We start from the raw sequence: 15,322 nt of genomic DNA, 5'->3' as shown, positions 1-15,322 counted from the left end.
CACGAAAAGCACGAAAGCCAAAAGTAGGCGCCTCTAGGCGACACGAAAGAAATCAGTATGTTGTATTACGCAGTCATTCACCCTTTGGGTGACGATCTACAACTTGGTATCTCTTTGAATATTTTCGTACTTTTTGTATTTTTCGTGGATCAAATGATTTTTCTAGGGTTAAGGGACCGGGTCTGGTTACCATGCTCCCGCGTGGAAACGGGCGATGTCCCGTCCAGCTATGATGACTTGTGTAGATAGCCATGCGTCCAAAGCCAGCTTAGGACTCCAGAAAATACAGCGGTCGGAGTTCAAAGCTAGCTTTGAATTTTTTAAACGTAATATCCGGAAAATGCCCGCACTACAATTCCCGCGTCGCGCTGAATTTAATATCCGGCCAGCGTTCTTCGGTCAGTTGCAGGTTGACCCGGCTGTTGGCGACATAAACCAAATAACCGCCGCCGTCTTCAGCCAGATTATCAAAGGCTTTGTTCCTGAATTCCTCCAACTTGGCCGGTTTGTCGGAACTTACCCAACGCACCGCTGAGATGGGTATCGCGTCATAAACACATTCGACATTGTATTCGCTTTTAAGCCTGAACGCGGTCACGTCAAACTGTAAAATACCGACCGCGCCCAAAATAAGGTCGTTATTTTTTAACGGCTTGAATAACTGGGTCGCGCCTTCTTCGGTCAACTGTACCAGTCCTTTTTGCAGGGCTTTGGCTCTTAATGGGTCTTTTAACACCACCCGGCGGAATAATTCCGGCGCAAAATAAGGTATGCCGCCATATTTAAGCGTTTCGCCTTGGGTAAAGGTATCGCCGACCTGAATAGTGCCGTGATTATGCAGACCGATAATGTCGCCGGGGTAGGCCTCTTCGACGCTTTTCCGGCTGTCGGCCTGAAAGGTGATCGCGTTGGCGACCTGAATACTTTTACCGATACGCACATGATGAATCTTCATGCCTTTGTCGAATTTTCCGGAACAGATTCTTAAAAAGGCAATCCGATCCCGATGCGACGGATCCATGTTGGCCTGAACCTTAAACACAAAACCGCTAAATGCCGGTTCTTCCGGTAAAACCTCGCGCTGTTCTGCCTGTCTGGGTCGGGGTGACGGCGCATATTCGGCGAATGCATCGAGTAACTCAATAATCCCGAAGTTGTTGATGGCCGAGCCGAAAAAAACCGGTGTCAAGTTGCCCGCCAGATAATCTTCAAGATTGAATTCATGACTGGCGCCTTTGACCAAATCGATTTCATCCCTGAGTTCTTCGGCCTGATCGTCCAGCAGCTCGTCCAGCTTTGGGTTATGCAAGCCTTTGATGATTTCAGCCTGTGCAATCTTGCCGCCATGTTGAGCGCTGAACAGGTGAATTTCATCTTTATATAAATGATAAACCCCTTTAAATCGTTTACCCATGCCGATAGGCCAGGTCATCGGTGCGCATTTGATATTCAGCACATTTTCAACCTCGTCCATTAATTCAATCGGTTCCCGCCCTTCCCTGTCCAGCTTGTTAATGAAGGTCAGGATCGGCGTAGTACGCAGACGACAGACTTCCATCAGGTTGATGGTCCTTTGTTCAACCCCTTTGGCGACGTCTATCACCATCAGCGCTGAATCGACCGCCGTCAAGGTGCGGTAGGTATCTTCGGAAAAATCTTCATGACCCGGTGTATCGAGCAGATTAATAATGCAGTCTTTATGTTCGAACTGCATCACCGAGGTGGTCACCGAAATGCCCCGCTCCTTTTCCATTTCCATCCAGTCAGAGGTCGCATGACGTGCCGCTTTACGGCCTTTTACCGAGCCTGCAAGCTGGATCGCGCCGCCGAACAGCAGCAGTTTTTCGGTGATGGTGGTTTTTCCCGCGTCAGGATGGGAGATGATGGCAAAGGTTCTACGACGTTTGGTTTCGGAACTTATTTCAGTAATCGACATGTTTATGCAAAAAATAGGTACACACACGGTACACAACAAAAAGAGCGCCCATTGGTTAATGGGGGGACGAATGGATGATTGATGACTTCCCTTGTCAAGGATGTAAACATTACCGGCAAACCTAAATCCCTCCTTTAAATAAACAGCAAGCCAGGTTTTTTTAAAAAATACCGAAATAGCCTCAATTGAGTAATTTTACCTAATTCATACAAAATAAGTAAGCCTCAGCCTCTTTCAATACAGAATGAAGCCGTATCTATTAGAAAACCAACCGTATTCTGTGTCCTGGGATTAATCATTTTTGGCTTTGCCTCCGACCTTGTTATGCACACGAAAGCTACTGAACTGGTGCCGACCATGCACATCGGTGTAATGTGCCGCCGTTCCAATTCAAGGTAAGCTTGACTACATTGTATAATGTCTCGTCCTGTATAGGCTTCCCGGTGCAAAATCCGGTTAACGCTATCGTATGAGAATTAAATAACTCATGTCGTGCAATGGGCGACCAACCGGTCGCCCCTACTCTATTCAGATACGGACGAAACACGCAACTTGAGTACTGCGGGGTTTGCCCTACGGGACAGGCCATTGAACCTAATGTAATGCTGCGCTGTGAAGGCCGAGTGGTACAGATAGACAAATAAACAGACAGTTGGGAAGTTGCCGTTAAATTTACGGCATTAGATGGTGAGCGTAAGCATTATTTCATCAAGCAAGGCTTTGAAATAATGCCTGTCGAGCCGATTGCAATAAACGATGCATCAATCAGATATCGATGTGACTACTGTCCACCAAGTCAGGTATCAATGAAACAACAGCATTCTTGATAGCGAACGCCGCCGTTCGCAGGGCTTGTTGTTCGCTGTCGTTCAACTCGGGATGCAAATGGCGAATAATGCCGCCACGTCCAACTACGACAGGAATACTAAAGCAGTTATCTCGAATGCCCATCCAGTCGTCAAACCAGGTTGCGAGAGGCATGGTGCGGTATTCATCGAAAACTATGGCTTCAATAACCATACATGTCGCTGTGGCAATGGCGTGATTGGTATAACCCTTGAGTCGGTAAACCTCAAAACCGGCTTCGGTAACCTGCGTAAATAACTGTCGATGAATGGGAGTGTCGCCGATGGGTTCCCCCCCCGCTTCTGCGCTACTCATTATCGGCACTTGATTGGAGCCGTGCTCACCCAAAATATAAGCCCGGAGATCGTCAGGGTGAATATGTTCTTCCTGTGACAGCAAGGCACGAAAGCGGGCGGAGTCCACCAGCGTTCCGACCCCCATCACCCGATTGGCCGCAAAACCGGATAATTTACACGCTGCATAAGTCATCACGTCAACCGGGTTAGTCACGATAACGAATATGGCATTGGGATTATTGGCAGCCAACACGGGAATCAATTCCTTGAATAATAGGATATTTTTTTCGCCCAATTGGAGACGCGAAGTCAAAACCTGACCATCCATTGCAACCGATGCCGTAATGACCACAATATCGGCATCCTTTACCTGCTCATTAGTGCAACTCTCTATGTGCATCGGCCGCGAGCAAAAAGCCAGCGTGTGTTGCAGATCCAGAGCATCGCCGCTGGCTTTTTCATAGGTACGACCGGCAATCACCAGATGGTCGCAAATCTGTTTTAACACCAGCGCATAAGCAAGCGTGGAACCGACACGACCGGTTCCGATGATCGCAATTTTCATAAATAATGCTTCATGCTGAATAGTTACGTGACAATGCCGCCACTCACCGCAATAGCCTGATTTAGTGCAATTCTTTTATTTTCAGAGCTTTTATTTTATCGTTATTCCTGAGCTCGGTGACGTCCATCTCGATACCGGCCATATGCAGGGGATTGCCTTCAGTATCACGCTGAATTACCGTGCCGCGATTCAATAGCCAAATCAAGGATCCCTGCCGGGTACGAACGCGATATTCAGCCTGAAAAAACGGCGTGCGATTTTCTAAATGCGCCGTTAAAGCGGCATCATAAGCGGGGAAATCATTAGGGTAGATACTGTTTTCCCAGGTATCGATGTGAGATTCTATATCACTCAACCGGTAACCGCGCATCTTGGCCCAACGCTCATTGAAAATGACGCGTCCGGTTTTGATATCCCAATCCCATGAACCCATCTTGGCACTAGCCTGATCTATATCCAGCGTGTGCGTCTGATCTTCACGCAAAACCCTCTTTGCCTGTTTGCTTTCGGTAAGTATAATTCGCAATATCGAACCTTTGCCACCGGATGGTACTGACAGACATTCCATCTGAACAGGAAATACAGCACCATCACTGCGTTTTAACAGCAGCTCGGTACTGTTCCGCTGGTTATGCTTCTTTATGCCTGAGAAAAAAAGCTGGCAACATTCAACATCTTTAGGTGCCACAAAGGTAGAAAAATGATGGGGCGGTAGTTTTCTGCGATCCACACCAAGCAATCTGGCAGCAGTAAGGTTGATTTCTGCAATCAGACCTTCACGCGTGAGCGTGAGATAACCGACCGGAGCAAAATCATAGAGACCCACATAACAGTCACGGGATTCCTCCTGAACAACATGAGCATGTCTCGGTTCCTCACTCTGCCTTTCCAGTTCGATCTGGTGTAGCCGTAGTTCATGCAGCCATTCTACGATAGGGAGATCATCTGCCTCGGTTATTAGAGGATGATAACGTTCTGCGGATAACGAGTTTTGTTTAATTACTTCATTTATCATACGGCACCTTTACAAGTTAATGGAGCACCCGGGGTAAAACATTTCTTGGCAATCTACCTTCAAAGACATCTGCTTTTTGAGTAAAAACCGTCTCATCAGTTATCTATTTTTGCAATAAATTGAAAAAAGGTCAGTACCGTAAACGAACCACTCACAAAATTAAAATTTAAGCATTTTTTAAGTTTAAATTGATAGTGCCTACCTTAACAAAGCAAAAACATAAATAAAATACGTGGTAACACTTACCGATCAACGAAACCCTGACCATAAAACAGCATGATTTTTAAGGAGGTGGTGAGCAATGTTGTTGGTCTATCCCCTCATTAACGAGCAAAACTGCCGAGTGGAGTAAGTAAATTCTGAGAATACGCAGTACTACTAATTCGTATTGCGCCATCATTGTGATAATGTTTAATGCAACTCGCTAATTTATTGTGACTTTTTTAATCGCTAACGCTATTTAATGTGTAACTACTCAGCAGCTACAAAAATAAATTACGAACTTTACTGATAAACTTATAAAAATCAATTGCCCCACGAAAACTAAAAAGGGTGCTGATTCCAAAAAATGTAATAAATTTTTACCATGAAGATCATGAAGATCATGAAGAACTTGAAGAAATTGGTATTGACTTCAGGTGTTATATTGAAACGAAGTCACGAAAACTAAGCTTTTTTATCCCTTGCTTTGAGTATCATACGCAAGCAAGCACCTTATTCGGAAAAGCGCGTTAGCTCTTCCTTCATTATCTTCATGTCCTTCATGGTAATAAAAACATGCGAAAAATTTTATAAAAAACATTGTGCTGCATCAGCACCCACTAAAAACAGCTGCCTCTAGGCAACATAAAATTCACTGAGCAGAACGAGATTTTTTCAACTCCGCTCGGTATGTTTATCGACTGATATGTTCGTCGCAAACAATCTGACCTTTCGAGCTATCAAACGTTTCGGATGGCACAAATACCTCGTCCGGCGTCAGGAGTAAATACTGATAAAAAACTCTTTTCAACCAGTTTAATTAGTGTCATCCATGTTCTATTATTAACTGATGTTACGCGCGTACCTATAAAAAATCGCAGTCCACGAAAAACACAAAAAGCACGAAAAACAAACGGGGTACATAGAAGCAAGTCGAAAATGCATCCTGATTACAATAAACCTTGGCTAGTATCGTCATGCCGGCATGAATGCCAGTTCCAGTCACATTGATATGAATGAATAATTTGGCATTACACCGTCAGTCGAGAAATATAGGGCTTTACATTTTTTCGTGGCTTTCGTGCTTTTTGTGGACAGTGCGTAACATCAGTTATTAAAACCAGCATCTGATGAGTAGTTACTTTTGTTTTATTAGCAATAAGTAAATTATTTTTCTTTATTGACCTCGCAGATCCTGTGTCTGTTTGCTTTAAGGATTTTTCCAGGACTCCTATGAATACAGACTTCCGGATTGCAGTGATTAGTGATGACCCTTATCTTCTGGGCTTATTAAAAGGATACTGTCATGCACACCGCTATAAAATATTTGAAACAGTTGCCGACTTGGAATCACTTAATGCAATGGTTCAGATGCAGCCGAACATCATTATTCTTGCCGTGGATCCGGCACAAGGGCAGACTCAAAAAACTGTCGTTAAGTTGATCCGTGAAATCAGCCTTAACCATCAAATCCCCATATGTTACTTACGTGACATTAATAACGCTTCCAGTTTAGAAGAGGACATGGTTTTCTGGGTTGACACTATTTTAGATTCCCCTCTTGATGTTAATCAATTGGATAACTATCTGCTCAATAAATTCAAGCAACTTCATCGCTTTATTCAAGAAAAAAGGAGTCATTCGAGACGAGCGACTAATGATCGAAGACTGTTAATGCTTGAGGTTAGCAACAATAACCAGTTGGCTAATAACACACCCAAAAATGGGCATGCCGATTATTTTATAGTCGAACCTTTTCAGATTGACCAACGATCTAAATGTGTATTTTTTAACGGTAAATCGCTGAATTTAACCCGTAAAGAATTTGATCTTTTCGAATTATTGGCAAAAGATGTTGATCGTGTATTTATGACTGATGAAATCATCAATCATATCTGGCCTGAAAATGACCGGGTAACCAAATCAGATCTTTATCAATACATGCACTTATTAAGAAAAAAGATTGAACATGACCCGAACAATCCGCAATGGATTTTGACGGTGAAAGGTTTTGGCTACAAACTGAATGTGCCCTCGCCTGCTAAAGTGAATCCGCCGGGTATTTTAGAAAATGAAAATAGTCATTCATCTCTTAAAGCAATTACAATCCATGGATAATATCCGTTTTTTATTAGCAGATTCTAAAGCGAGACTTTGTGACGACACTTTATTATAGTCATCCTGATTTTCTTTTTCATCAAACAGGTGCAGGACATCCTGAATGCCCTGACCGCATCAGGAGCATAGAACAAGCATTGGCGGCATCGGAGTTCTCACTTTTAATCAGGCAATCTCCGCCACTCGGCACAGAGCAGCAAATCAGGCTGATCCACTCCCAGTCTCATATCGATGCCATTCTAAGAGCCATACCCGCACAAGGTGAACACTATTTGGACCAGGACACGGTGCTGTCGCCCGGATCGGGACTAGCCGCTTTTCGTGCGGTTGGCGCGGTTTGCGATGCCGTCGATAAAGTCCTGGCCGGCAAAGCCGACAATGCCTTTTGTGCGATACGCCCACCTGGACATCATGCAGAACCCGAGCAAGCAATGGGCTTTTGCCTATTTAATAATATAGCGATTGCGGCGAGTTATGCGCTTCACCATTATCAACTCAGACGCATCGCGATTGTTGACTTTGATGTCCATCACGGCAACGGTACCCAGGCGGCTTTTTACCATCAGCCCAAGGTACTCTATGCATCCAGTCATGAAATGCCGCATTATCCCGGCACCGGACATCCCTCAGAAACCGGTGTCGGCAACATTATCAATGTGCCGCTGACTGCGGGTGACTCAGGCGTTGAGCTCAGGCAAAAATACCGCAGCAAGATTTTACCGGCGCTAAAAAACTTCAAGCCTGATTTATTGCTGATTTCAGCCGGCTTTGATGCACATAAAGATGATCCCTTAGCTTCCATCATGCTGGTTGAAGATGATTTCAAATGGATTACTGAAGAATTAATGGCTATCGCTGACAGCTGCTGCAAAGGCCGGATTATTTCAGCGCTGGAAGGCGGTTATCATCTCAAGGCATTAGCTGCCAGTGTTGCCATTCATGTGAAGACTCTTATGTCCGGCTAGGATCAACTCGCCTTTGCCTCAACATTCACCTGTATCAAAGCACCATCATAAACCGGAAAAATAGCCCGTACCGTATCACAGCCGCACTAAATATAGATTGCTAAATGGCATTGAGTTTTTTATCATCGATAGGGCGCTGAACTTATCCCGTGTAAGTATTCCGCATTTATTTTTTAGTGGGCTTCAGGTGAGCGGATGATGAACTTATTTATATTTGCAGAATTAGACACCGCAACCCTGCATGAACTCGTAGGGTGCACTGAACGTCATGAAACTTATCGTGAGCATGTCGTATCCATCGTAAACGGTACGCGTCCTTCGTCAGCACATCCTACAAGCTGAATAACATGCATCAGCTCACACCCCATATCATTGTCCTTGAGCTGATTCGTTCAAAGGATGCCGTACTGCGTATTAAACAGCTTAGCCCCTCTGCCGCTATGTTTTTAGACTATGGCGAAAAAGAGCTTATCGGCAAGCCGGTTGACCTTATCTACGCTGCCGGAAACGACAAGGCCGTATGGCAGGCCGCCCTTGCCAATGTAATTGACGGTCAAAACTCTATGCCTCCGCTCAAGACAGGCTTTGTCGGCGAAATTGTCACTAAGGCCAATAATAAAATCCGGGTATTTATCTCGCTGCTTACCTTATCCAACCGGACACCTAACAAAATCGAAATTGCTTTGTTGATTCAGGACAAGTCTGCCGAAGACTTCAGCGTCGAATCGGCGTTTGCCGAAAGCGAAGAACGTTTCCGACAAATGGCGGAAATGGCCGGTGAATGGTTATGGGAGCAGGATCCCGATGGTTACTATAGCTATAGCAGCGCCGCAGTGAGTCAAATACTGGGCTATAGTCCGGATGAGGTGCTGGGCAAACACTATACCGATTTTTTAACGCCCCAAGATAAAGCTGAGCAGCAGCAATATGCAACCAGCCATCGGCCTTTTTATGCATTGTTGGCTCATTATCAGCATAAAGACGGCAGGTCAATACTGACCGAATCGACCGGATTGCCGATAATCGATGCAGCTGGAAAACTGCTTAAATGGCGGGGCGTCGATCGGGATATTACCGCCAGAATGCATTTTCAGGATGCGCTTATCGAAAGCGAAAAACGCACCCGAATGATTATTGAAAGCTCCCTGAGCGCCATCGTGATTATGGATGCAGACGGCATCATTAACGACTGGAATTACCAAGCCGAAAAAATATTCGGCTGGACAAAGGAAGAAGCCATCGGCCAGCGTCTTGAAGAGTTAATCATACCGCCACAATTTCGCCATGCGCACCGACAAGGATTGGAACACTTTCTGCGCACAGGACAAGGTCCGCTTTTCAATCAATTGCTTGAGCAGACCGCCATTCGTCGCGACGGCACTGAATTTCCTGTTGAGCTGAGCTTGTCCCCGTTAAAACTGGGTAATACCTATATATTCAGCGATTTTATCCACGATATTACCAAGCGTAAGCGCCTGGAGCATCGATTTCGACAAGCGGTGGAATCATCGCCCAACGCGATTATTATGGTAAACGAATCAGGAACGATTGTGATGATCAATGCGCAAACAGAGGCGTCTTTCGGTTACTTACGCACTGAACTCATTGGACAATCGATTGAAATATTAGTGCCGGAGCGCTTTCGCAGTGCACATAGGGGTTTCCGTCAGGCGTACCTTGCCGCCCCTGTGTCCAGACCTATGGGAGTGGGCCAAGAGCTCTACGGCTTACGCAAAGACGGAACTGAATTTCCCGTTGAAATAGGCCTCAGCCTGATCGATAGCCATGAAGAAACACTGATACTGAGCACCATCGTAGATATTTCCACGCGAAAAGCTACGGAAGCAGCAATTCGCCAGGCACAAGTCAATCTGGCTATTGCTCAAAGCGAAATCAAGATTGCCGAACGCATTCAGGCATCTCTTTCGCCCTCGGTACCGATTAAATCCAGTCATTTTGAAGTCACCGGTTACTGTCTGCCGGCCGACCAGGTTGGCGGCGACTATTTTGATTATTTTTACCGTAATGAAAACTGTCTGGACATGATTATTGCCGATGTTTCCGGGCATTCAATCGGCCCTGCCCTGTTTATGGTAGAAACCCGTAGCGCCATTCGGAGCCAGGCAAACGGCTCCGGTACACCCGCAGAAACGCTAACCATACTCAATAATTTTCTTTTCGAGGATTTGGATAAATCCGACTACTTTATCACTTTGTTTTATCTGCAATATAACATCACCAACCAGCAATTGGATTTTGCCAATGCCGGTCACCCCCCCCCTTTGCTACATAGCCCTTCCCAAACCAAATGCCGGCAACTGGATGCAGAAGGATTAATACTGGGCGTAAACAAAAATGTGGTTTTTGAAGAAAAAACCACCACACTATCCCAAGGCGACATAATCCTGCTGTATACCGACGGTTTAACCGAAGCAGAAAACGCCAATGGCGATTTTTTCGGCCTACAGCGCGTCAGTGATATTCTTGTACAACATGCTCAGCAGTCCCCACAGGTCATCATTGAAGTGCTGCTGGAACAACTCAAACAATTTTGCCGTCGCGAATCCTTTAATGATGATATTACTTTAATGATTTTTAAGCGGAATTAGTGATTGATTAATGCGTGAGGCTTTTCCCTCCACTCACTAAAGCTGTAGGTACCGAATCTGCCGGATGTGCGTCGCCCTCTTTAGCCGGGGGAACCCCAACAGGCATTACCATCCCAGGTTTTTCACCCTCCATTTCTGGAAGTAAGTAACACTTTCTTCGCTGTAAGGGACTGCTCACGCTCCTGTGTGTTAGATTTAACTTATACCAGAGAGGCTTATTGTGCCGTTTAGGCTTGGACTAAAGGATAAAATGATGCTTAGAAAATTAACAGGGGAGGCATGGACTCTTTATCTGAAAATCTTGGACGTTGAGTGCATTTCAATAAAACACGAGCAGAGAATTCATAGATTAACAAATCAAATTTATTACAGATATGTCCGCCGACGGAATGCTATGGAGCTTCAGGTGATCAGTGGTCGGGTGGATATCAGAGAGAGCCGATAAGGGAAGCCGTTTGTGTTGTAACCCAGAGAAAAACGTCCGCCTTCCCCGCAGGTGGAGTTCATTCGTTAAACACCTGACAAAGATACTGATTAAAAATAGCTGACAAAAGCTAATAACAAACCACCTGCAAACACGCCTGCCAGCACATCATCCAGCATGATACCTAAGCCGCCCTGTACCTGCCGGTCGACCCACTTAATCGGCCACGGTTTAATTATATCGAAGAACCTGAACAGGATAAAACCAACCACCATCGCTTGCCAGGAAAAAGGAACCAGCCACATCGTTATCAGGTAACCGGCAATCTCATCCCAGACGATGCCGCCGAAATCATGTTCGTCCAACTTTTTTGCGGCTATGCCACAAATCGGGATGCCGATAATGGTCACGATTAATGTCAACAGGCTGTAAATAAATAAATTGGATTGCGCAAATAGCCAGTACACCGGAATCGCCGCCAATGTACCCATGGTGCCGGGGGCTTTTTTTGCCAGGCCAGAGCCGAAACCGAAGGCCAGAAACAGTATGGGATCCGACAGTATCTGCCTGGGTGTCAGTTTATTTTTACCCAACTGGGTATTAAGAAAAATGCTCAAAGCCTTTTACCTCTAATGGTTGGATATGACCCGATCTACTCAGTCGCAAACCCGGTTGAGATTCAATGACGCCGATTTTGGTGGCAGCTATGGTCAACTTATCTGCCTGCTCGGAACTTACGGTAAAACACAGCTCGTAGTCATCACCGGCAGTCAGCGGCATAGACCAGTCGCCGGTATCGGTTATATAGGACAGCACAGCATTAGACAACGGCAACGCGTCCCAATCAAGACAGGCACCCACTTGGCTTTGCTCCAGGATATGAGCCAGATCGCCAGCCAAGCCGTCCGATAAATCGATGCAGGCGTTAGCAATGCCGATTAAGGCCTGCCCTGCTTCGATTTGCGGCTCCGGTCGGTTAAAGCGCATTAACGCGGCTTCGGAATCGGCGCAGTCATAGCCTTGCTTTATTTTTAATCCCAGGCCGGCATCGCCCAATAAGCCGGTCATATAAATAAAATCGCCGGGGTGGGCCGATGAACGCCTAAGTGCTTGGCCTTTCGGCACTAAACCCATGGCTTGAACGGTCAGGGTCAACGGGCCGGACGTGGTATCGCCGCCAATCAAGTCCACCGAATAACGTTCGGCCAGATTTAGAAAGCCTTTGGCGAAAGCCGTCAACCAGATTTCATCTGCCTTAGGCAGGGTTAATGCCAGCGTCACCGAAACGGGCTTTGCGCCCATCGCGGCAAGGTCGCTTAAATTGACGGCCAGCAGTTTGTGGCCCAACAGTTCCGGATCGGTTCCGGCAAAAAAATGCACATTTTCCACCATGGTATCGGTGGTCACCGCCAGTTCATAACCATCCTGAATCGACAACAATGCGCAATCATCGCCTATGCCCAACAGCGTTGACGGATTTATGACCCGCTGCTTAGTAAAGAAACGTTGTATCAGGGCAAATTCAGAAAGAGGCATTTTTAAAGGCTAAAGGCTAAAGGCTAAAGGCTAAAAGTGTAGGCCTTTCACCTTGCACCTTTTGCTTTAATCTCCACAGCCCTTTTTTGCTGCGCGACCTTGTCCAATATGCCGTTAACATACTTGTGACTGCCATCGGCACCAAAAAATTTGGCTAAATTAATACCTTCATTTAACACAACCCGGTACGGCATATCCGGTCGATGCAACAATTCGTACACCCCGATTCTTAGAATCGCTCTTTCGACCGGATCGATAGCATCAACAGGACGATCGACAAATTCCGACAACGCCTGATCAATCGCATCCAGATTTTTAGGCACACCGTAAAACAACTCGATGAAGTAACTTTTCTGAGCATCTTTCAAACGCTCTTCTTCCAGAAACTGGCGCTCGATCTCACTAAGATTCTGACCGGCCATTTGCCATTGATACAATGCCTGTACAGCAGCCTTTCGGGCATTGGTTCGAGCTTGACTCATTAGTTTTCCAGGTTATTAAATAAATTGACCATTTCAATGGCTGACATAGCCGCTTCCGCGCCTTTATTACCGGCTTTGGTACCTGCACGCTCTATCGCCTGCTCAATACTGTCAACGGTTAATACGCCAAAACTGACCGGGATACTATATTGCAAAGAAACCTGCGCCAAGCCCTTAACGCATTCACCGGCGACATATTCAAAATGCGGTGTGCCGCCTCGGATCACTGCGCCTAAGGCGATAATCGCATCGTATTTTTTAGTCGCCGCTACGCGTTGCACCACCATCGGCAACTCAAACGCGCCGGGAGCCTTAACCAGATGAATATCCGCTTTATTGGCGCCGTGGCGCACCAGCGCATCAATCGCACCGGCTTCCAATTGTTCAACGATGAAACTGTTAAACCGGGAGGCTACGATACAGAATTTTCCGCCTTGAACGAGTAAATTTCCTTCAAAGGTTTTTAATGTTGACATGATATTTCTCTACTGTGTGTTGTTTTCTACTATTGTGGATAGCATAACCCTCTAATTAAGGGGTTATTACTTTTTCAACCCATATACTCGGCGACTTCCAAATCAAACCCGGACAACGCGACATACTTTTTCTGGGGGCCTAAAACCTTAAGCTTATGTACACCCAAGTCGGCCAGTATTCTGGCACCGGTGCCGGTGGTACGCCAATCTTGGGCACCGGCCGGCTGAACCGAGCTCACAATGCCGTTATCTTCCAGCTGATAGTGGTGTATCAATTCCGCCAGCGACTTATTGTCTTCTTGCTGCCTGATAAGCACCAACACCCCGCGTCCTTCCTCGGCTATTTTTTGCATGGCTGTACGCAATGGAACGGTGCAATCGCTGCGCTTGGAAGCAAACACATCATCCAGCACATTCCGCGCATGAACCCTAACTAAAATCGGTTCGTTGCCGGCAACCTGCCCCATCACCAGCGCCAGATGCAGATTATTATCGTTTCTGTCCTGATAAGCATATAGCCTGAAATCGCCGAATTCGGTCGGATAAGCGCACTCGCTGATGCGTTCCAGGGTATTTTCGTGCTGAATACGGTAATGGATCAAATCGGCGATCGTGCCGATTTTAAGATCGTGCTGCTTGGCGAATACTTCCAGATCAGGTCGTCTTGCCATCGAACCGTCTTCATTGAGTATTTCAACGATAACCGCCGCCGGTTCCACGCCTGCCAATCTAGCTAAATCGCAGCCCGCTTCGGTGTGTCCTGCCCGGTTTAATACGCCGCCGGATTGCGCCATTAACGGGAATACATGCCCCGGCTGCACCAGATCATCGGCCTTGGCATCCGCCATGACTGCACATTGAATGGTACGCGCCCGGTCGGCCGCAGAAATTCCGGTGGTTACACCGGTTGCCGCCTCGATAGACACGGTGAAATTGGTTGAATGGGCAGTTTTATTTTCATTGACCATCAACGGCAACCGTAATTGCTGACAACGCTCGCCGGTCAAGGTCAAACAAATCAGACCGCGACCGTAACGTGCCATAAAATTAACATCTTCAGGACGTGTAAAAGCAGCCGCCATGACCAGATCACCTTCATTCTCACGATCTTCGTCATCCATAATGATGACCATTTTGCCTACGCGTAAATCTTCTATAATTTCTTCGATGGTATTCATTTTGCCTTTGGGCTATTAGCCAAAAAAACCGCTTTTCTGCAATAATTCTTCTGTGATACCGCCGCAACTTTTAGCCGCCGCATCACCCTTGATTAACCGCTCTATGTAGCGAGCCAGCAAATCCACTTCCAGGTTGACTTTGGTTCCGACCACAGCATCACCCAAGGTCGTTTCTTCGAGCGTATGCGGCACAATATTAACGCTGAACACCGCGCCATCAACTTCATTGACGGTCAGGCTAATACCGTTGATACAAATAGAGCCTTTTTCGGCAATGTATTTAGCCAGATTATCGGGGGCTTTACATTTGAAACGAAACGAGCGTCCGTCAGCCTGCTTTTCTATTATCGTGCCGATACCATCGACATGCCCGCTGACGATATGTCCGCCCAATCGGGTTGACGGTGTTAAGGCCAGCTCCAGATTAACCGGCGTACCCACCGTTGCGATATTTAAAATGGTTCTGGACAAGGTTTCATTAGAAACATCGGCGCAAAAATGATTTTTACCTAACTCCACTGCGGTCAGGCATACACCGTTGACAGCAATACTGTCGCCCAACGCGACATCCTGCAGCGGTAATTTTCCGGTCGCCACGGTCAATCGACAATCACCGGCTTTCTGCTCGATTGCCGATATTTTTCCCACTGCCGAAATTATGCCTGTAAACATGGA

At 46.3% G+C, this 15,322-nt stretch carries 12 protein-coding genes; 3 read left to right on the top strand and 9 right to left on the bottom strand.

What is annotated here, in order from left to right; genetic code table 11:
- Nucleotides 1-349: 349 nt before the first annotated feature.
- The 3 genes from RW114_RS05685 to RW114_RS05675 all read right to left on the bottom strand — a co-directional run bounded on the left by RW114_RS05685 (nt 350) and on the right by RW114_RS05675 (nt 4,658).
- Nucleotides 350-1,930 (bottom strand): peptide chain release factor 3, encoded by a 1,581-nt coding sequence (locus tag RW114_RS05685; RefSeq protein WP_422614791.1) that lies wholly within the window; start codon nt 1,928-1,930, stop codon nt 350-352.
- Between the two features lie 771 nt (nt 1,931-2,701).
- The gene (locus RW114_RS05680; RefSeq protein ID WP_340121756.1) at nt 2,702-3,643 is read right to left on the bottom strand and encodes a malate dehydrogenase; all 942 of its coding nucleotides are present in this window, start codon (nt 3,641-3,643) and stop codon (nt 2,702-2,704) included.
- A 61-nt stretch (nt 3,644-3,704) separates the two neighbouring features.
- Nucleotides 3,705-4,658, bottom strand: a complete 954-nt coding sequence (locus RW114_RS05675; protein WP_340121755.1) for a PAS domain-containing protein — start codon at nt 4,656-4,658, stop codon at nt 3,705-3,707.
- Nucleotides 4,659-6,092: 1,434 nt separating this feature from the next.
- Between RW114_RS05675 and RW114_RS05670 the strand changes: the two genes are divergently transcribed.
- From RW114_RS05670 to RW114_RS05660, 3 genes are all read left to right on the top strand, one after another.
- Nucleotides 6,093-6,977 carry a winged helix-turn-helix transcriptional regulator gene (locus RW114_RS05670; protein WP_340121754.1) on the top strand — a complete coding sequence of 295 codons (885 nt, stop codon included), beginning with the start codon at nt 6,093-6,095 and terminating at the stop codon, nt 6,975-6,977.
- Nucleotides 6,978-7,015: 38 nt separating this feature from the next.
- Nucleotides 7,016-7,942 carry a histone deacetylase family protein gene (locus RW114_RS05665; protein ID WP_340121753.1) on the top strand — a complete coding sequence of 309 codons (927 nt, stop codon included), beginning with the start codon at nt 7,016-7,018 and terminating at the stop codon, nt 7,940-7,942.
- A 347-nt stretch (nt 7,943-8,289) separates the two neighbouring features.
- Nucleotides 8,290-10,551, top strand: a complete 2,262-nt coding sequence (locus tag RW114_RS05660; RefSeq protein WP_340121752.1) for a SpoIIE family protein phosphatase — start codon at nt 8,290-8,292, stop codon at nt 10,549-10,551.
- Between the two features lie 534 nt (nt 10,552-11,085).
- Here the strand turns inward: RW114_RS05660 and RW114_RS05655 are convergent.
- From RW114_RS05655 to RW114_RS05630, 6 genes are all read right to left on the bottom strand, one after another.
- Nucleotides 11,086-11,592 carry a phosphatidylglycerophosphatase A family protein gene (locus RW114_RS05655; protein ID WP_340121751.1) on the bottom strand — a complete coding sequence of 169 codons (507 nt, stop codon included), beginning with the start codon at nt 11,590-11,592 and terminating at the stop codon, nt 11,086-11,088.
- A complete protein-coding gene (gene thiL / locus RW114_RS05650) occupies nt 11,576-12,511 on the bottom strand; it encodes a thiamine-phosphate kinase (protein ID WP_340121750.1) in 936 nt (311 codons plus the stop codon). Before thiL ends, RW114_RS05655 begins: the two co-directional genes overlap by 17 nt.
- Before the next feature lie 47 nt (nt 12,512-12,558).
- Nucleotides 12,559-12,993 carry a transcription antitermination factor NusB gene (nusB, locus tag RW114_RS05645; RefSeq protein WP_340121749.1) on the bottom strand — a complete coding sequence of 145 codons (435 nt, stop codon included), beginning with the start codon at nt 12,991-12,993 and terminating at the stop codon, nt 12,559-12,561.
- Nucleotides 12,993-13,469 (bottom strand): 6,7-dimethyl-8-ribityllumazine synthase, encoded by a 477-nt coding sequence (gene ribH / locus RW114_RS05640; protein ID WP_340121748.1) that lies wholly within the window; start codon nt 13,467-13,469, stop codon nt 12,993-12,995. Before ribH ends, nusB begins: the two co-directional genes overlap by 1 nt.
- A 74-nt stretch (nt 13,470-13,543) precedes the next feature.
- Nucleotides 13,544-14,647 (bottom strand): bifunctional 3,4-dihydroxy-2-butanone-4-phosphate synthase/GTP cyclohydrolase II, encoded by a 1,104-nt coding sequence (gene ribBA, locus RW114_RS05635; RefSeq protein ID WP_340121747.1) that lies wholly within the window; start codon nt 14,645-14,647, stop codon nt 13,544-13,546.
- A 15-nt stretch (nt 14,648-14,662) separates the two neighbouring features.
- A complete protein-coding gene (locus RW114_RS05630; protein WP_340121746.1) occupies nt 14,663-15,319 on the bottom strand; it encodes a riboflavin synthase in 657 nt (218 codons plus the stop codon).
- Nucleotides 15,320-15,322 lie beyond the last annotated feature (3 nt).

The sequence above is a fragment of the Methylobacter svalbardensis genome, from assembly GCF_037671525.1.
GTDB lineage: Bacteria > Pseudomonadota > Gammaproteobacteria > Methylococcales > Methylomonadaceae > Methylobacter_A > Methylobacter_A svalbardensis.
This window is presented reverse-complemented; position numbering and strand designations above follow the sequence as displayed.

What these genes read in the sequence shown, in the direction of transcription:
- nusB (WP_340121749.1), bottom strand. Translation starts at nt 12,993, where the DNA reads ATGAGTCAAGCTCGAACCAATGCCCGAAAGGCTGCTGTACAGGCATTG.
- RW114_RS05675 (WP_340121755.1), bottom strand. Translation starts at nt 4,658, where the DNA reads ATGATAAATGAAGTAATTAAACAAAACTCGTTATCCGCAGAACGTTAT.
- RW114_RS05670 (WP_340121754.1), top strand. Translation starts at nt 6,093, where the DNA reads ATGAATACAGACTTCCGGATTGCAGTGATTAGTGATGACCCTTATCTT.
- RW114_RS05680 (WP_340121756.1), bottom strand. Translation starts at nt 3,643, where the DNA reads ATGAAAATTGCGATCATCGGAACCGGTCGTGTCGGTTCCACGCTTGCT.
- RW114_RS05630 (WP_340121746.1), bottom strand. Translation starts at nt 15,319, where the DNA reads ATGTTTACAGGCATAATTTCGGCAGTGGGAAAAATATCGGCAATCGAG.
- ribBA (WP_340121747.1), bottom strand. Translation starts at nt 14,647, where the DNA reads ATGAATACCATCGAAGAAATTATAGAAGATTTACGCGTAGGCAAAATG.
- thiL (WP_340121750.1), bottom strand. Translation starts at nt 12,511, where the DNA reads ATGCCTCTTTCTGAATTTGCCCTGATACAACGTTTCTTTACTAAGCAG.
- RW114_RS05660 (WP_340121752.1), top strand. Translation starts at nt 8,290, where the DNA reads ATGCATCAGCTCACACCCCATATCATTGTCCTTGAGCTGATTCGTTCA.
- ribH (WP_340121748.1), bottom strand. Translation starts at nt 13,469, where the DNA reads ATGTCAACATTAAAAACCTTTGAAGGAAATTTACTCGTTCAAGGCGGA.